The 16,786-nt window shown below is 53.5% G+C and carries 15 protein-coding genes, 2 pseudogenes and 1 riboswitch; of the genes and pseudogenes, 12 read left to right on the plus strand and 5 right to left on the minus strand.

What is annotated here, in order from left to right:
* A pseudogene (locus BLO51_RS30600) lies at positions 1 to 165 on the minus strand (IS4 family transposase); the annotation flags it as partial.
* A 156-nt stretch (positions 166 to 321) separates the two neighbouring features.
* Between BLO51_RS30600 and BLO51_RS25335 the strand changes: the two are divergent.
* From BLO51_RS25335 to BLO51_RS25355, 5 genes and pseudogenes are all read left to right on the plus strand, one after another.
* Positions 322 to 888 (plus strand): annotated as a pseudogene (locus tag BLO51_RS25335) (CobW family GTP-binding protein); the annotation flags it as partial.
* A gap of 125 nt (positions 889 to 1,013) precedes the next feature.
* Positions 1,014 to 1,215: riboswitch (cobalamin riboswitch) on the plus strand.
* 179 nt (positions 1,216 to 1,394) lie between these two features.
* Positions 1,395 to 1,772 carry a (2Fe-2S) ferredoxin domain-containing protein gene (locus BLO51_RS25340; protein WP_090676272.1) on the plus strand — a complete coding sequence of 126 codons (378 nt, stop codon included), beginning with the start codon at positions 1,395 to 1,397 and terminating at the stop codon, positions 1,770 to 1,772.
* 185 nt (positions 1,773 to 1,957) lie between these two features.
* Positions 1,958 to 2,845 carry a cation diffusion facilitator family transporter gene (locus tag BLO51_RS25345; RefSeq protein ID WP_090676273.1) on the plus strand — a complete coding sequence of 296 codons (888 nt, stop codon included), beginning with the start codon at positions 1,958 to 1,960 and terminating at the stop codon, positions 2,843 to 2,845.
* A 29-nt stretch (positions 2,846 to 2,874) separates the two neighbouring features.
* On the plus strand, positions 2,875 to 3,657 hold the full coding sequence (locus BLO51_RS25350) for an ABC transporter ATP-binding protein (protein WP_167670332.1): 783 nt from the start codon (positions 2,875 to 2,877) through the stop codon (positions 3,655 to 3,657).
* Positions 3,639 to 4,391 carry an ABC transporter permease gene (locus tag BLO51_RS25355; RefSeq protein WP_090676275.1) on the plus strand — a complete coding sequence of 251 codons (753 nt, stop codon included), beginning with the start codon at positions 3,639 to 3,641 and terminating at the stop codon, positions 4,389 to 4,391. Before BLO51_RS25350 ends, BLO51_RS25355 begins: the two co-directional genes overlap by 19 nt.
* A gap of 143 nt (positions 4,392 to 4,534) precedes the next feature.
* On the opposite strand, the gene BLO51_RS25360 is transcribed toward BLO51_RS25355, so the two are convergent.
* Positions 4,535 to 5,302, minus strand: coding sequence for a hypothetical protein (locus BLO51_RS25360; RefSeq protein WP_090676277.1), 768 nt, complete (start codon positions 5,300 to 5,302; stop codon positions 4,535 to 4,537).
* 465 nt (positions 5,303 to 5,767) lie between these two features.
* Here BLO51_RS25360 and BLO51_RS25370 point away from each other — a divergent pair, with 465 nt between their 5' ends.
* From BLO51_RS25370 to BLO51_RS25380, 3 genes are all read left to right on the plus strand, one after another.
* Positions 5,768 to 6,643 (plus strand): amidohydrolase family protein, encoded by an 876-nt coding sequence (locus BLO51_RS25370; protein WP_090676279.1) that lies wholly within the window; start codon positions 5,768 to 5,770, stop codon positions 6,641 to 6,643.
* 170 nt (positions 6,644 to 6,813) lie between these two features.
* Complete coding sequence (locus BLO51_RS25375; RefSeq protein ID WP_090676282.1) at positions 6,814 to 7,608, plus strand: sugar phosphate isomerase/epimerase family protein; 795 nt, start codon at positions 6,814 to 6,816, stop codon at positions 7,606 to 7,608.
* A gap of 97 nt (positions 7,609 to 7,705) precedes the next feature.
* The gene (locus BLO51_RS25380; RefSeq protein ID WP_090676284.1) at positions 7,706 to 8,368 is read left to right on the plus strand and encodes a hypothetical protein; all 663 of its coding nucleotides are present in this window, start codon (positions 7,706 to 7,708) and stop codon (positions 8,366 to 8,368) included.
* A gap of 60 nt (positions 8,369 to 8,428) precedes the next feature.
* On the opposite strand, the gene BLO51_RS25385 is transcribed toward BLO51_RS25380, so the two are convergent.
* Genes BLO51_RS25385 through BLO51_RS25395 form a run of 3 tightly spaced genes read right to left on the minus strand, consistent with a single transcriptional unit; the run spans position 8,429 to position 12,042 of the window.
* Entirely contained in the window at positions 8,429 to 9,568 is a 1,140-nt protein-coding gene (locus BLO51_RS25385; protein ID WP_090676285.1) for a glycoside hydrolase family 18 protein, read from the minus strand.
* A gap of 5 nt (positions 9,569 to 9,573) precedes the next feature.
* Positions 9,574 to 10,674, minus strand: coding sequence for an acyltransferase (locus BLO51_RS25390; protein ID WP_090676287.1), 1,101 nt, complete (start codon positions 10,672 to 10,674; stop codon positions 9,574 to 9,576).
* Between the two features lie 42 nt (positions 10,675 to 10,716).
* Positions 10,717 to 12,042, minus strand: coding sequence for a glycosyltransferase family 2 protein (locus BLO51_RS25395; protein ID WP_090676288.1), 1,326 nt, complete (start codon positions 12,040 to 12,042; stop codon positions 10,717 to 10,719).
* A gap of 359 nt (positions 12,043 to 12,401) precedes the next feature.
* Here BLO51_RS25395 and BLO51_RS25400 point away from each other — a divergent pair, with 359 nt between their 5' ends.
* From BLO51_RS25400 to adhE, 4 genes are all read left to right on the plus strand, one after another.
* A complete protein-coding gene (locus BLO51_RS25400; protein ID WP_090676290.1) occupies positions 12,402 to 12,878 on the plus strand; it encodes a hypothetical protein in 477 nt (158 codons plus the stop codon).
* 42 nt (positions 12,879 to 12,920) lie between these two features.
* Positions 12,921 to 13,199, plus strand: coding sequence for an alpha/beta-type small acid-soluble spore protein (locus BLO51_RS25405; RefSeq protein ID WP_054977745.1), 279 nt, complete (start codon positions 12,921 to 12,923; stop codon positions 13,197 to 13,199).
* Between the two features lie 226 nt (positions 13,200 to 13,425).
* On the plus strand, positions 13,426 to 13,956 hold the full coding sequence (locus BLO51_RS25410) for a hemerythrin domain-containing protein (RefSeq protein ID WP_090676292.1): 531 nt from the start codon (positions 13,426 to 13,428) through the stop codon (positions 13,954 to 13,956).
* 193 nt (positions 13,957 to 14,149) lie between these two features.
* A complete protein-coding gene (gene adhE / locus BLO51_RS25415) occupies positions 14,150 to 16,774 on the plus strand; it encodes a bifunctional acetaldehyde-CoA/alcohol dehydrogenase (protein ID WP_281180428.1) in 2,625 nt (874 codons plus the stop codon).
* Positions 16,775 to 16,786 lie beyond the last annotated feature (12 nt).

Here is a 16,786-nt window from a genome sequence, read left to right on the forward strand (position 1 = left end):
CTGATGAAACAAAAGCACGAAAACAAGCTGAAAAAGGTATGCCGCCGTAAATCCAAATTTCTTGTTGATTTTTGCGTCTTTTAAATGCTTGAGGACGTTCAATTCTTGGAAAGCCGGTTTAATTTCTTTTGGTAGTTGATTGCACGACTCTTTTTGCTTTATCATATAGAGGACACCTCTTCTGTATGGTATGGGTTGCTCGACACAATCACTATACCAAACAAAAGCGGTGTTTTTCTATTTTTGCAAGGGATAGATCTTTATCCTGATGCAGCTTTATTTATCAAGGGTCCATGGCCAATTTTACTCTGCGAAGTTTGAGTTCTAAACACCGGCTTGTTCGACTTTGACGCCGCGAGCACCTCGGCGGGCTGGATGCAGGAGCTGATGAACGACCATCATACGCCGGAGACGGAAGAGTACGGCATCTCCTCGTTCGTATATGAGCGCCGCCGTCCGTTCCATCCCGAACGGCTTACGGCATGGATGTCCGACTGGCCGGAGGCCATCGTCCGCGCGAAGGGAACGGTGTGGCTGGCGAGTCGCAACGTGCTTGCGCAAAGCTTGAGTCAGGCTGGCCCTTCGATTCAATTCGGCCCGGCCGGTTACTGGGTGGCCGCGCTCCCGGAAGCGGAGCGTCAGGCCATACTGGCCGAGGAGCCAGAGCTGGCGCAGCATTGGGACCCCGTCTTCGGAGACCGGACAACGAAGCTGGTCTTGATCGGGATCGCGCCGGATAAGCGGCGGATCACGGCCGAACTGGATGCGTGCCTGCTCACGGATGAGGAAATGGCCGGGGATTGGAGCCTGCTGTCCGACAGGCTGCCGAACGTGTCGACGGAGCAGCTGGAAGCGGCGCTAAACTCATCGGGGACGGCTCGAGCTTAGCAAATACTGCCCCCCCGGCTCAAGAAGGTTGCCCTGCACCGCGAAACGCGGTAGGACGCGCCAGGTTAGGGACAGGAACATATTGACAATGCATCCTCCCCTCGGGTATCGTTAGGTTCATAACAACCGAATACCGGGAATTAGGTGCTTCGGGCCTCGTCCGAAGCTTAAAAGGGAAGACGAGTGCAAATCCGTCGCGGTCCCGCCACTGTAAAGGGCGCTTGAATCAAGCTATCGTTCGGCAGCATGCCACTGGAGACACGTCTTCGGGAAGGCGCCGAGCGGGATGCCCTAAGCCAGGATACCTGCCTGATCCGATAACACGGCTGAGCCCTACGGAGCATAGGGGGTGTTAGGATACGAAGAACGGATATGCCGCTGCACGGGCTGCTGTCTTACAGACAGAGCATTCGGGCATGCAGATACGAGTCTGACAGGGAGTATTTCTAACCGACAGGGTTGAAATGCTCCTTTTCTTTTTTTTCGAAACGGAGGAGGCGGGAATAATGGCAACATGGAATTTGTCCGGTACACGCCACCATGTGCTTATCTGCAACGGCGGGAGCTGTATGAGGAAGCAAGGCGAGGAGGTAACTCAGGCGATCCGGGAGGAGATTGCCCAGCAGCAGGCCGATGCGATCGTTCACACGACAAGAACACGGTGCAACGGACGGTGCGAAGACGCTTGTATCGTCATCGTCTATCCGGAGGGCGTCTGGTACAAAGAAATGACCCCCGAGCTGGGCCGGGAGCTGGTGAAGGAGCATTTGCTCGGCGGACGTCCGATACGGGAGCAGGTGCTTTATACGTATCAGGAAGAATTCGGCGGGACGACGCGAGGGGCTGAAGGAACGAACAAACAGCAGCCTTCGGCCGGCAGATGAGCAGCGGCTTTGCAACCTTCCGGATTTCGTGTTATAATGATCGAATGTTATTTTTGAGCGTGGTGATGGTTATGATTTTGCATAGGACTGATTTTTGTCATAAAAAAAGCTTTTCCAACCCTTGGCCGGACGGCCAGGGGTTTTTTGTTTCCTATGGGAAAAAGTTCTGGCGGGGGTCATAAATGATGAGTAAAGGGAACAATGCTTCCATTACGGCCGTATGGATCAGTCTGGTCAGCAATATCATTCTGACGCTGCTCAAGCTGACCGTCGGATTTTTATCCGGCAGCCAAGTGCTGCTTGCGGACGGCGTACACAATGCCGGCGATGTCATCGCGACGGCCGCGGCATTAAGCTCGATGCGGATTTCCATGCGTCCGGCGGACGAGGACCATCCGTACGGACACGGCAAAGCCGAGGTGCTTGGCTCCGCCTTCGTAGCCGTCGTACTGGCGATCGCCGCCTTGTACATCGGCTATCATGCCGCTGCCGCGCTGTTCCAGGAACCGGCGGAAGCCAGCATACTGGCGCTGGCCGCGGCCTTGGTTTCTTTGGTCTGGAAGCAGGCTTTGTATATGTACACGATTCGGATCGGAAGACGGACGAACAGCAAAGGGCTGATCGCCACGGCTTACGACCATCTGGCTGACGTGTACGCATCGCTCGCGGCCGTCGTAGGCATCGCGCTTGCGATGCTCGGCGAGGCTTGGAGCATCCCGTACTTGGCCTACGGCGACCCGCTCGCGGGTATTATCGTTTCTATACTCGTTCTGAAGCTGGCTTACTCGATGGGGCAGGAATCGTTTGACGTGCTGATGGAAAAAGCGGTGAAGCCGGAGAAGCTGGACGAATACGCGGCGCTCATCCAAACGATTCCGCAGGTGAAGCGGATCGACCGGCTTCGGGCGCGAGAGCATGGGCATTACATTTTGGTCGATCTGCGGGTCAGCATTCCGGGCAATCTTACGGTTCAAGAAGGGCACGATATTTCCCGGCAAATTAAGCGGGCGATTATGGAGCGGCATGCTGATGTCGATGAGGTGCTCATCCATTTGAATCCATGGTATGAATAAGCTTTTTGAGAAAAGGGGGCGCTCGGCGATTGGCATCCGTGTTATCGATGGAAAAGCTTGCGAAATACCAGCGGCGTGGCGGTGAAGGAAGCTCTGTGTTATTCAGCGGCATGACGGCTGAACTGGAGGAAGGCGGCATGGTCGCACTGCTCGGCGCTTCCGGCCAGGGCAAGAGCACGCTGCTGCGCATCCTCGCGTGGCTGGACGCCGCAGACGAGGGGGAGCTGCGGCTGGGCGGCAAGCCGGCTTCCGCATGGAAGCCGCAGGAGTGGCGGACGAAGGTAGCTTACGTCGCTCAGCAGGCCGTCATGCTGCCGGGAACCGTGGAGGACAATCTGTGCACGGTCAGCCGCCTGCACCGCCGCCCGTTCGACCGTGCGCTCGCCGCCCGCTGCATGGAAGCACTTGGCCTCGGCGGGATGGCTTGGAGCAAGCCTGCGGGCGAACTGTCCGGCGGCGAAAAGCAGCGGCTCGCGCTGGTCCGCTCGCTGCTGCTTCGGCCGGACGTTCTGCTGCTCGACGAAGTTACCGCATCCTTGGACCCACATAGCCGGACGGCAGCCGAGCGGCTCTTGCGGGAATGGAACGAGCGTGAAGGAACTGCGCAGTTGTGGGTGACGCACGATCTGGGGCAGGCGCGCAGTGTCAGCCGGCGCGTATGGTTTATGGCTGAGGGAACGCTGCTGGAGAACCGGGAAACGCAGGACTTCTTTCATGCTCCGGACACGGAGCACGGCCGCCGGTTCGCGGCGGCGTTATCCGTTGCGGCCGCCCCGGGGAAGGAGTGTGCGGAATGTCCGACCTGGCGCTAATCAGCACGCTGGTGTTCGTCGTCGTGACCATGCTCGTCTCCGTCTGGCAGAAGTTGGGGCTCGAAAAAGACGTAGCGGTCGGCACCATCCGCTCCGCGGTGCAGCTGCTGCTCGTCGGATATGTGCTCCAGTTCGTTTTCCATACAGACAATCCCTGGTTCATGGTGCTGATCGTCGGCGTGATGATTTCGGTCGCTTCGTGGAACGCCGGGCAGCGTGCCAAGGGCGTCGCTGGCATCCGGCTGCGCATCGCCGTCGCGATTACGACAACGGAAGCGATCACGATGACGATGCTGCTCGGCTTCGGTATTATTCAGCCCACGCCGCAGTACATCATCCCGATTAGCGGAATTACGATCGGCAGCGCGATGATCGTCTCGGGCTTGCTGCTGAACCAGATGAAGCGGGAGCTGGAGTCCTCCCGCGGCGAGATCGAAGCCTTGCTGGCGCTCGGCGCGACGCTGCGGCAGGCGATTCAACAGTCGCTCAAGCGATCGATCAAGTCCAGCATGATCCCGACGATCGACGGGATGAAGACGGTCGGCCTCGTTCAGCTGCCGGGCATGATGACCGGGATGATCGTGGCGGGAGCCAATCCGGTCGAAGCGGTGCGGTACCAGATTTTGATCATGTTTGTGCTTTCCTCCTCGGCGGCGATCACGGGAATGCTGCTAGGGCTGATCAGCTACAAGCTGTGGTTTACCCGTGACGGTCGCTTGCGGCCGGGAGGGTAGGATGCGGACTTCCCCAAGAGTGTTCGCATGGATAAGGGAGTCCCAGCTATTGAAAAAATACCCTTCAAATCCACCCGTAAAGGGGGATGAAGGGTATTTTTTATGCGTGAAATCGAGAATTTTAGGACAGTCTCTTGGACTTGTCAAGATTCTTGTTTTTGAATTTTAGACGGATTGTTGATTTTATACGGCACGGGATGCCGCGTGAGCTTCTTGGCTACGATCTTAGCCTCAAAGGTAATCGTGTCGCCGATATCAAGTTCCAGCTTCTTCATCGTAGCGCTATTGCTGGACCAGGCTTCGCCGATTTCGGTCGCCGGCTCGGTGATGGAAACCGCCTCATAAATAATCACTTCATCGTCATTGTCGGAGAAATTGTTCGGCACGGTTGTAAATTGTTTTACAGTGGCGGTCATTTTAACTTTTTCTTCCGGAAGCTGCAGCTTTGGCGCTTTTTCTTTCTTGCTCTTCCCCTTTGTCGGCTGTTCTGCGATCCCTGGCTCTTCGGCCTGAGGCTTCTTAGCTTCGGGGGCTTCAAGCTCTGGGGTTTCCTTCGCAGGAGGCTCTAACGATGTTTCGGTTGCCGTAACCGCTGGAACGGCACTCGCCGGTTCCGCCGCATCCTCTGCACCGATGGCAGACTTCTGCCCGTAAGTTGAAGCCTGCATCTCCTTCAGGTAGGACGGGTGGATGCAGTGCAGCCGCTTGTCTTCCAATTCGATGACAGCAGTCATTTTATCGACATAGCCGATCAACCGGCAGGCCAGCATTCGTCCGTTTCTCTTGTAGAAAAAGGTTTTGGCTTTGGATGCTTTCTCCGAAAGCAAATTCCATTCTTTGCATTGCTCAATGAGTGCCGTCTCGTCGCTAAAAGCGGTATAAGCCGCAGGCTCGATAAGGAATGGTTGCACTTGATCTTCTCTCCATTTCGTTTACACTGCCGCGTTTATTTTATGGTGCCCCAAAGCATTACTTTACTTTTGTCGTTCCAACTAGAGTATACAGCATCTGCAAGGGAATATAAATGTATGTCTAAACTGCTTGTTTTTCAGCGGAGCCATCAACCCCTTGTTCATTATTGCGCGGCTTTGTCGGAACTTGATCTATACATTTAAAAAACGTTGCGTTAGAATGGGAATCAATTTAGCGGGTGTTTCGCGACGAATCACAGAAGCGGAAGTTCGTCAGCCTATGAAAGCGCTGTTGGCGGGTTTGGGAGCCGCCGGATTCGGCATGTACCAAAAGCTAAGGTAGCACGGGGGGATGAAGGTGGCGGTCGTCGAGCCCGATCCGGCGCTGCACCGCATATAAAATGGAAACGAGAATAAGCGCGATGCACTGCGGATAGATGGCGGCATGCTTAAGGAGGAACTAAGATGAGAATCGATGCGCACCAGCATTACTGGAAGCTGGAACGAGGAGACTATAGTTGGATTACACCGGAGATGAGCGTGTTATACCGGGATTACGAGCCGCGCGATTTGGAGGCTCATTTGGCAGCGAACCGGATCGACCGGACGATTGTCGTTCAAGCGGCGCCTACACTGTCGGATACGGACTATATGCTGGAGCTGGCCGGGCAATCCGAACGCATCGCAGGGGTTGTCGGCTGGATCGATCTGGAACGCCCGGATTACCGGGAGCAGTACCGGAAGTTTAAGCGGCATCCGGCGTTCGTCGGTTTTCGGACCATGATTCAAGAGATGGAGCGGGCGGAAGACATGCTCCGTCCGCATATCGTCGAGGCGATGCGATTTTTTGCCGAGGAAGATTTTCCGGTGGACCTGCTGTTGAAATCGCATCAACTGCCGGCGGTGCTCAAGCTGCTGGAACAGACCCCGAATTTGCGGGCGGTGATCGACCATATCGCGAAGCCGCAAATTGCCGCAGGCGAATGGGAGCCTTGGAGCGCTCAATTGGCGGAGGCTGCGGCGTCCAATCCGCGGCTGTACTGCAAACTGTCGGGGATAGTCACGGAGGCTGACCACCAGAATTGGAAGCCGGAGCAGATCGTCCGGTATGTGAGGCATGTGGTGTCCGTTTTTGGCACCGACCGGGTCATGTTCGGCAGCGATTGGCCGGTCTGCCTGCTGGCGGCAAGCTACGATCAGGTCGTGGAACTGCTGGACTGCGCGCTTCCTGATGGGCTCGGCGAATCGGAGAGGGAAGCCGTTTTTGGCGGCAACGCCCTTCGATTCTACAAGCTGGAGCATCTGTTTTTAGCGGATCGTAAAAACGCAGGTATACCGTAGAAGAGATACGCGTCATAGGGCGCGGTCTCTTTTTTTTGCAGGCGAGCTTCAGGATTGCGTATTCCAACCGGTCCGTTATTTCCCGGCAGCGGGGGATAGCGTTCTTGACGAAAGCTTCGGCGTGGGCTATGCTTCCTCGAAAATAATTTGATGTGGGAGGGACTGCTCAGATGGCAAAGTCTTACGAGAACAAGCTGTGTATCGGCACGATTTTGTTGGAACGGAACCGGTGGGCAGCGGAGCGCCAGCCGTCCTATGCGGTCAGCGATTGGCAGCGGCGGTTTCAAGAAGACGGCTTCGACGGAATGGAGCTGTGGGAAAATCATGCGCTTCTGGCGGACGAACGGGAGCAATCGGCACTGGAGGCTTCGAGTTACGTAACGATCGTCAATTCGTATATCGGATTCGAGGATGGCGATGAGGCGGAGAGGAAGCGTGAGGAGGCTGCGGCTCTGGTGAAACGGCTGCGTGCGCCGGCGGTGAAATTCAATCTCGGTGCCGACCCGGCCCAGCTTCCAGTTTACATAGCCAACGTCAAGCGCTGGGCGGAGCAACTGCCCGCAGACTGCCGAATATTGTGCGAGTGTCATCCGGGGACGCTCGCGGAGCATCCCGATGCCGCGGCGGAAATACTGCGCCGCTTCGGGGACAGGTCGTTCCAAGCGATCGTGCATCCGTTTTGCTGCTTGGGAGAACTCGAAGATTGGTTCAAAAGGCTGGGGTCCGCGATTACTCATGCACACGTGCAGCTTCGTGACGAGGACAACCATTTCATCCGGGTAAATCGGCGGCCAGAGCTCGTTAAAGACCGGCTGGCTTTGATGAGACGCATGGGTTTTCGCGGCTCGTTTACGCTGGAATTCACCGAGGGAATCCACGTAAATGAAGACCGGGAAGCATTGTATGAAGCGGCGCTCGAAGATTTGCAAATTTTGCGTAACATTTGGAACGGAAATCCGTCTTAAAGATTGGAGGGAGGCGACAATCAGACTAATGGTAAAGGGGCTAGAGATTTTTATAGGAGTATGCAGCTCTTGAAAATTTTATAAGGGAGGACAATACGTGGAACTAGCCATTTCCATAGCACTTTCCACACTAGAGACGGTTACGATATTTGTTCTGGTAATGGTATCTTTCCGTTATCGACAATCCTATCGTCTTTTGGCCGTCACCGGTTTAGGGCTCGTTCTTGCTGTATTCTCTTTGTGGGCGCGAATGGTTCTTATGCAACCAGTATTTGACATGTTGTTTCAATTAATTGTCATGTACATATACTTAAAGTTCGTTTATCGAATTCGTTGGTTCGATGCTTCGATTATGTTATGTTTTGGATATTCCATGTACTTATTGCTTCAAAATCTAGTTATACTTTTCTTTAAATTTGGGTATGGTTATTTTTTGGAAGATTATCACGATATAACAGGGGATCGAACGTTCATGCTGCAGGTGGTTACGTTCCCTCTTGGACTAGGAATAGCATGGATTATCAAAAAGAAAAATGGAGGCTTCACTTTCATCTCCAGTCATATGCCGAGAAGTATGAAGTGGACTGCGATCAATCGAAATATTCTCGGAAGCCTTATCTGTAGTGGGGCGATTTTAGTCATCGGATTTATTTCTACCGGATATGGATATCAACTTACTTATTTTACATTTTTGACGCTCCTCTTCATTTTTTTTGTTTATTTGCTTTTGCTTTTTTTTCAAAAAGATTACTCCGAATAAATCGGTTTTATTAATGCGCACCTTATCGTATTTGCGGTAAGGTGCGCTTGCCGATCTCCTCTACTTATGCAGCTGCTCCGACAAAAACTTGACCAATCCGTGCTCCGCATCCTGGGAATATTCCCACACCATGGCTCCGCCCAAATCCTTTTGCTGAATGTAATCAATTTTGGCCTTCAAAGCTTCCTTGTCCTCGTATGAAATGAACGTCTGGCCGTCGTACAGGTAAGCGGCCTTGGCGTGATCGTCATAGTAACGCTTGAATCCGTTCATGCCGATATACTTCGCTTCGAGCGTTCTGTAGCTTAAGTCCACCTTGTTGATATCGATCGGCTTGCCCTCCGCAAATAATCCGTCGCCTTCGCTCTTGACCTCTTCCCAGCCGTAGGAATAAGCCGGAATGCCCATTAGGAGCTTCCGTGGATCAATCCCGTGCTCCAGATACTTCGTGATGACGGCATCGACGCTATGCGCTGTTTTGCTGCCCGCATCGGCGTACAGATTGGAGTTGAAGCCCGTCGTCTGCGACCATCGGCCGGTTAGGTCATAGCTCATGACATTGATGAAATCGACATATTTCTCGACCTTCTTGACTTCGACATTCCGGAAATACCAATCTTGGGTCCCCGAAGCAAAGGTCAGCAAATATTTTTTTTGTTTCTTATGCGGCAGCCGGTTCAGCTTCTCCCGAAGCTCCTTCATGAGAGAAGTGAAGTTTTGCGTATCCTCGGGCCGGGATTTCTGCGTATTCCATGCATCCGAAGCCGGGTACTCCCAGTCGATGTCGATGCCGTCCAGGTCCAACTCTTTCACCAGAGCCACGATATTGTCCGTAAAGGGTCCGCGGTTCTCCGCCAGACTCGCGTCCGAGAAGCCGTCAGCCCCATAGCCGCCTACGCCCAGCACAAGATTCGTTTGGCGGTTATTCGCTCGGAGCGTCTTGATGTTCTCTTTGATTCCCGCATCGGCGGCAGGGTCGGTGTGGAAATAAAGCCGGTTTTTATCGATCTTTGCAAAAGCGATAAAAGCGATATCGGCACGCGGATTCGAAAGGTTGATCCGATCGATGCCGCCGCCGCTCGGAACGATATAGACCGAAGTGATTTTATGATCGTTTGTTTGCTGCCGGGCGTAGAAATATACTCCCATTCCTACGATCAGCAGGACGATAAAGATCTTGGTGTAGATGCTGATTTTCATGGGCATTAGCCTCTTCCGCCGAATAGTATACGCGTCACGAAATTATTGAGATTCAGTATTTTTACGACGATGTAGCTGATGACGAACACCATGCCCAGATTGAGCAGCAGCGTGAAGACGGTTTCCGGGGCGGCCCCTTCGCTTTCCACCCTTCGGGAAATCATCAGCTCCACTAAAAGATGGATCAAGTAAATACTGAAGCTCGCCTTGGCTACGGAGCCGATCAGCCTCTGAAGCTTGTAATTCAGCTTTTCGCCCAACACCGCGTTCTTCTCTTGAAAGTATAGAAACAGCCCGACCGCCATGAAAAAGGTCGTCATCGAATAATTGCCGTAGAACATTTCGTCCAGTACCCCGCTATAGAAGGAGGCAAAATAAGTCGCAACCGGCATCACGAAAAAAGAGATGACTCCGATGTTAAACAGCAGCGACTTCACCTTCGCAGGCAGCTCGTAATGGAACAGATAGTATCCGAGAATGAAATACCCGAGATATCCCATAAACAAAGGAATGTTCAGGATCGGGACATAGATGCTTTCGGAGGCGATCCGGAACACCATATCCGATACGAAACGGTAGACGATGCTTATCGCGAACCAGAGGGCCAAATAATAACGCAGTTCCTTTTCCGAGCAAGCTTTGACGAGCCGGCCGACCAAGGGCACCGTGACATAGATGGCGATGATTGCGTACAGGAACCATAGGTGTATGTAATTGCGGTCGACGATGAGCCGATAGACGAAATCGGTAAAAAACTCCACGATCGTCAAGTTGCTCTTCAGAATAAAGTATTGGTTGTAGGCATCGTAGATGAGCGACCAGCTTACGAGCGGGATGGCCAACGGCACGATGCGCTTCTTATAAAATTCCTTGTAGGAGGTGACTTCGGTTCGCAGGATCATGGCCCCGCTAATCATGAAAAAGACGGGAACCGCGAATCGGGCGACCGAATTCAGCACATTGCTGATCCACCAGGATATTGAGTTAAAATCATTCGTCCGGGTCAGCAAATCCGCGGTAATATGCAGGATGATAACGGCGAGAATGGAGATGATCCGCAGCATGTCGATGTAGATGACGCGGTTGTTTTTCATTAGGTTGTCCATAACATCCTCCTACCGAGTCTGTCGTCAATGAATTGCAAGGGTTCAACTAATCGAAGCGACGCCTTTCCGCTCCACGTATCCCCAACCTTCCTCGTTGTCGAAATATTTGAGCGTTCCGACAATATTGATATACAGCAGGACGTTCCGGTACGTCAGCAGCTCCGCCTGACTGAACAGGAACATGCGGATGTAATCTTTCATGGTGTATGTGCTTCCAAATTTTTTGCATAAGTAAAAGGCGACGACCATCTGCACCGCATTGACGGCTATCGCAATGGCGAACAGTACCAGCGCATGCGCCAAGCTTTGACCGCTCATCAGCAATTGAACGATATAAATCAAACTGGTGAAGGCGGTCATCGTGCCGAGAACAAATCCGTCGATGGCAAAAAACAGACTGACGCCCCGGCTGAAGTGATGCGAGAGCTTGGACCAATAAAGGAGGATGCAGTCGATGAACGCTTTTTGCCATCGAATCCGCTGCTTATAGAAATTGGCCATATTTTCCGGGCATTCGGTATAGCATACCGCTTCCGGCGCATAAACGAGCTTTTTGGCCAACCGGTTGGCTTTCATATATTCGTGAATCTTCAAGGTAATATCGATATCTTCGCCGACCGTACTGCGAAAGCCGTTCACCCGGACCAGAATATCCTTGTAAAATGCGCCGAACGCGCCGGAGATCACAACGATGGAATTAAAGACGGATTGCGTCAGCTTCCGGACATAGAAGCCATGGATATAGTTGATGACTTGGCTCTTGATGATTCCTTTTCCCGTAAATTTCTCGACGATGACGCCATTCTTTTTCTCCGCGCCTTGAACGATCTTCACCGTGCCGCCCAGGGCAATCACGTCCGGGTCATGGAAATATTGACTCACATACTGCAGGGAACGGGCTTCAAGCATACTGTCCGCATCGAGTGTAATCACGATGTCGGACACGGCGTAATCAATGCCCGCGTTCAGCGAGTCGGCTTTGCCGCCGTTATGCTTGTCGATAACGAAAATATGAGGGTATCTTGAAGATTGATAGAAGCCTTTGACCGGCTTGTAGACAAGCTGTCCTCCGGGCTCCCGGTGCCGGGACTCCAGAACTAACAGCTCATGCAGCTTCGACAGCGTATCGTCCTTGGAGCCGTCGTTGACGATAATCACCTCGTGATTGCGGTAGTTCAGGCCGTTCATCGCATCGATGCAATTTTTGATCGTCAGCTCTTCGTTGTAGGCGGGAACCAACACTGAAATGGACTTCTCGGGCAGGCTTTCGTCAAGCTTCTTCACCTTGCAGAACAGCAAGGGAATAACCGTGTACAACAGCTGAAAGGCAAGGAACACGATCGTTGTGACATATAAAATGTACTGCATCTCCTACTCCCTCTACTTTCTTTTATATCTAGTTTTGCGGTGAAACGGCTGCCTTGCTTGGCTTAGGATCAGGTTTATCCTGTAAAACCTTAGTCCTTTTTAGCTATCATAGTGGATGATCCATTTCGTGTAAAACTGCTACAAATTTCAATAAAACGAATACAATGCTATTTTTCTACATTAAACTCCAAATACATCCATTTTCTTCATGGTTCGAACTCACAATATTTGTTAGGTTTGGTCGAGTCGCTCCAGGCGGACGGCGTTCTGCATGCGTCTTTGTTTGGCCCATCATGCATAGCCGCTATCCTTCGGACGGATACTTTACCTATCGCTGCCTGAAGCGAAGGAGGTGTGGCATGAAAAAGTTGCTGCTTTCGTTATGGATCGTTCTTCTATGCGTGTTGGCCGCCCCGGTGAGTGCGCAGGAGGGGAGCCTGCCGATTCCTTATAGCCAGGAAGATATCGATATGCTTGGCGGACCCCAGGGCAGTTACCAGACGGAGGCTTACCGCTCGGGACGAGGGGGTTACTCCAGCGGCCAAAGGGGATATACGCCCGCGCCGGGCACAAGGACGCCCGCGGGCAATGTCCGCACAACCCCCGCAACTCCGGCACCCGGAACGGTTCCGCCTCCCGCCCGGGGCGGATTGGGCGGCATCCTTGGAGGCTTTGCGGCCGGCGCGCTTCTGGGCAGCATCCTGAACCCGTTCGGCTTGTTTGGAGGAGGGGTCGCGCCAGTGCATGGAGGGTTCTCGATTCTCGGCATCCTATTTTGGGGCGTGGTCTTGTTCTTGTTGTACCGCTTGTGGATAAGGTTCCGTAAATCCTCATAGATCGAGATCGTTCCCACAACTGAAAGCAAAGGAGGAATTGTGATGGCAAGAAGACGCAGCCGCACGCCGGTCGTGCCCGGAGCGAATCAGGCGCTGGACCGGCTGAAGTCGGAGGTGATGCGCCGGGAAGGCTATGCCGTCGATCCGAATCGCCCGGATTTGGTGAAATATGAGGTGGCCAAGACGCTCGGTATTCCACTGAGCCCGGGAAATAACGGCCAGCTCTCGACCGAGCAGGCAGGCAAGATCGGCGGGCCGATCGGCGGAAGCATGGTGCGCGAGATGGTTCGGCTCGCCCAAGAACAGTTGGCTAAACGCTGATCCGCAGAACAACCGCATGAAACCAAGTTCCATCCGAAAGGGCCGGTCTACAGACCGAGCTCTTTTTTGCCGTGTTTACCGGATTTCAATAACGAAATCGCATCGGGCGAATGTCGATATTTGTTGTCGTATTATGTCTCTTTTGTGACTAGTGATTTTTTTCACAGTGTATTTCTTCCATTGCGGTTACAATGAAGGCAATCCCAATACGAGGAGGATTGTTTCAATGAGTACGATAACGGAAGCCAGCGTTCAAAGCGCGCGTCCGACCCGGTTTATGGACGCGGTGGACCGTCTCAAGGAAGAGCACGACGCCTTAAAAATCCGGCTGTCCGCGGTGCAAGCCAAGGCTCAATCGGTCGGAAAGATGAAAACTGTTCCGGAAGCGATGGCGCTTCTCCAGCAGCTGCGGGAGGAAATTACGGATTTCCGCACCGAACTGGACCGGCATGCGACCTGGGAGGAGCGGGAGCTGTTCCCTTTACTTTGCAATTATTTTAATAAATATTCCGGTCCGTCCATGATGCCGTCCTTCTGGGTGATGGAAAAAGATCATGAGCTCGCGGAAACGTTCATCGATTCTTTTGTCGAATCGGTGGACCGGCTATCCTTGCCGACCCGGGAAGCCATCCGCGAAACGAGCTCGCATCTGATTCAGGCTTGCCTCATTCTGAATGAGCATCTGAATCTGGAGGAAGACATCGTTTATCCGATGGCTGAACAGATCCTTGACGATATTGATAGTTTATTTTCTTAAAATATATAGTTTTTGATTCAGGCCTGAGGAAGGACGATGCCGATGAATCTTATCACCTGTGAGCAATGCGGCAAGACGAAGGGCGAAGGCCCGAAAGGCACTTCATGGATTTGCAACGACTGCCGCGTTGTTCCACAACCAAATTCTGGACGAATAAGCCCGGAGTCGCCTATAATATTGCTATACGACACGACTGGAGGTAACATCAATGGCCGTTAAAGAAGTGAAAGCCGACGCAAAAGCAACCGCGCTCGAGGAAGTGAACAAGCTTGTAGCCCGGGCAAGAAAGGCGCAAGAAGCGTATCTGAAGCTGGATCAATCTCAAGTGGACAACATTGTGCAGCACATGGCACTTGCCGGGCTCGATCGGCATATGGTGCTCGCGAAGATGGCGGTGGAAGAAACCGGACGCGGGGTATATGAGGACAAAATTACCAAAAACATTTTCGCTACCGAATATATCTACCACAGCATTAAGCATAACAAGACAGTTGGCGTAATCGATAACAATCCTTACGAGAGTTACAAGACGGTAGCTGAGCCGGTCGGGATTATCGCCGGGGTTACGCCGGTCACGAACCCGACGTCCACGACGATGTTCAAGTCGCTGATCGCCGCCAAAACGCGTAACCCGATCATCTTCGCGTTCCATCCGTCGGCGCAGCGCTCCAGCGTCGCGGCTGCTTCTACGCTGATGGAAGCGGCCGTGAAGCACGGAGCGCCGGAGCACGCGATCCAGTGGATCGAGAATCCGTCCGTTGAGGCAACCCAGCTTCTGATGAATCATCCAGATGTAGCGCTGGTGCTTGCGACAGGCGGCTCCTCCATGGTGAAAGCGGCTTACAGCACAGGCAAGCCGGCGCTTGGCGTAGGGCCGGGCAACGTCCCTTGCTTTATCGAGAAGACGGCCGATCTGCCGCAGGCGGTAACGGACCTGATTCTGTCCAAGACATTTGATAACGGGATGATTTGCGCCTCCGAGCAAACAGTCATTCTGGAAGAGCCGATTTACGAACAGGCCAAAAAGTTGATGAAGGAATTCGGCTGCTACTTCCTGAACGCCGAAGAAACCGAAGCGGTATCGAAGCTGGTCATCAACTCCGATAAATGCGCGGTCAATGCGGTGATCGTCGGCCAACCGGCCGTTAAGATCGCAGCTATGGCTGGGATCACGGTACCAAGCGATACGAAGGTGCTCGTAGCCGAGCTGAAGGGCGTAGGCGAAGCTTACCCGCTGTCTGCAGAGAAGCTGAGCCCAGTGCTCGCTTGCTACAAAGTGAAAAACGCGGCGCAAGGCATCGAGCGCGCGGCAGAAGTCGTCGCCTTCGGCGGCATGGGGCATTCCTCGGTCATCCATTGCAAGAACGAGGACGTCATTCAGGCTTTTGCGGCGAGACTGCAAACCGGACGCGTCATCGTCAATGCGCCGTCGACTCACGGGGCGATCGGAGACATGTACAACACGAACCTGCCTTCGCTGACGCTCGGCTGCGGCTCCTATGGACATAACTCGACGACCGCCAACGTTTCGGCCGTCAACCTGCTCAACCTGAAGCGTGTCGCCGAAAGGACGGTCAATATGCAGTGGTTCAAGGTGCCGCCGAAAGTATATTTCGAGAAAGGCTCAACGCAATATTTGGAGAAAATGCCTGACATTTCTCGAGTGATGATCGTTACCGACGCGATGATGGTGAAGCTCGGCTATGTGGAGCGCTTGGAGTACTATCTGCGCAAGCGGAAGCAACCCGTAGCGATCGAGGTGTTCTCCGAGGTCGAGCCGGACCCTTCCGTCGATACGGTAGACCGCGGTACGGACCGCATGGCTGCATTCAAGCCGGACTGCATTATCGCGCTGGGCGGCGGGTCGCCGATGGACGCGGCCAAAGCGATGTGGCTGTTCTACGAATATCCGGACACGAGCTTCGATTCACTCAAGCAGAAGTTTCTCGACATCCGCAAGCGGGTGTACAAATATCCGCGCCTCGGTCAGAAAGCGAAGTTCGTCGCGATTCCGACGACTTCGGGTACCGGGTCGGAAGTAACTTCCTTTGCAGTCATTACCGATAATCATAAAGGCAATACGAAGTACCCGCTCGCCGATTACGAGCTGACGCCGGACGTGGCGATTATTGATCCAGAATTCGTTTACAGCCTGCCGAAAACGGCTGTTGCGGACACGGGCATGGACGTGCTGACGCATGCGATTGAAGCGTACGTCTCGGTGATGGCGAACGATTATACGGACGGACTGGCGATGAAAGCCATTCAGCTTGTGTTCGAGCATCTGGAAAATTCGTTCCACACCGGCGACCCGCTGGCCCGGGAAAAAATGCACAACGCGTCGACGATTGCCGGTATGGCCTTCGCCAATGCCTTCTTGGGCATCAACCACAGCTTGGCGCACAAATGGGGCGGTGAATACCATACGGCGCACGGCCGCACGAATGCGATTCTGATGCCGCACGTCATCCGGTACAATGCGCAGAAGCCGACCAAGTTCGCATCGTTCCCGAAATATAATCATTTCATCGCGGACAAACGTTACGCTGAGATTGCCCGAGTGCTGGGCCTGCCGGCGAAGACGACGGAAGAAGGCGTGAACAGCCTGATCGCCGCAGTGCGCAAGCTGAATCAATCGCTTGGCATTCCGGAGAGATTCCAGGATCTCGGCTTCGATGCGGCAGACTTCGAAGCGAAGGTCGATGCGCTCGCGGACCGCGCGTTCGAGGACCAATGCACGACAGCCAATCCGCGGATGCCGCTCGTGACGGAGCTGGCGGACGTTTACCGCAATGCGTTCTACGGGAAATTCGAATAAAAAAAGACATCT

It is taken from the genome of Paenibacillus tianmuensis (genome assembly GCF_900100345.1).
Lineage (GTDB): Bacteria > Bacillota > Bacilli > Paenibacillales > NBRC-103111 > Paenibacillus_G > Paenibacillus_G tianmuensis.

What these genes read in the sequence shown, in the direction of transcription:
- BLO51_RS25340 (WP_090676272.1), top strand. Translation starts at nt 1,395, where the DNA reads ATGGCAACATGGAATTTGTCCGGTACACGCCACCATGTGCTTATCTGC.
- BLO51_RS25345 (WP_090676273.1), top strand. Translation starts at nt 1,958, where the DNA reads ATGAGTAAAGGGAACAATGCTTCCATTACGGCCGTATGGATCAGTCTG.
- BLO51_RS25355 (WP_090676275.1), top strand. Translation starts at nt 3,639, where the DNA reads ATGTCCGACCTGGCGCTAATCAGCACGCTGGTGTTCGTCGTCGTGACC.
- BLO51_RS25370 (WP_090676279.1), top strand. Translation starts at nt 5,768, where the DNA reads ATGAGAATCGATGCGCACCAGCATTACTGGAAGCTGGAACGAGGAGAC.
- BLO51_RS25375 (WP_090676282.1), top strand. Translation starts at nt 6,814, where the DNA reads ATGGCAAAGTCTTACGAGAACAAGCTGTGTATCGGCACGATTTTGTTG.
- BLO51_RS25385 (WP_090676285.1), bottom strand. Translation starts at nt 9,568, where the DNA reads ATGAAAATCAGCATCTACACCAAGATCTTTATCGTCCTGCTGATCGTA.
- BLO51_RS25390 (WP_090676287.1), bottom strand. Translation starts at nt 10,674, where the DNA reads ATGGACAACCTAATGAAAAACAACCGCGTCATCTACATCGACATGCTG.
- BLO51_RS25395 (WP_090676288.1), bottom strand. Translation starts at nt 12,042, where the DNA reads ATGCAGTACATTTTATATGTCACAACGATCGTGTTCCTTGCCTTTCAG.
- BLO51_RS25400 (WP_090676290.1), top strand. Translation starts at nt 12,402, where the DNA reads ATGAAAAAGTTGCTGCTTTCGTTATGGATCGTTCTTCTATGCGTGTTG.
- BLO51_RS25405 (WP_054977745.1), top strand. Translation starts at nt 12,921, where the DNA reads ATGGCAAGAAGACGCAGCCGCACGCCGGTCGTGCCCGGAGCGAATCAG.
- BLO51_RS25410 (WP_090676292.1), top strand. Translation starts at nt 13,426, where the DNA reads ATGAGTACGATAACGGAAGCCAGCGTTCAAAGCGCGCGTCCGACCCGG.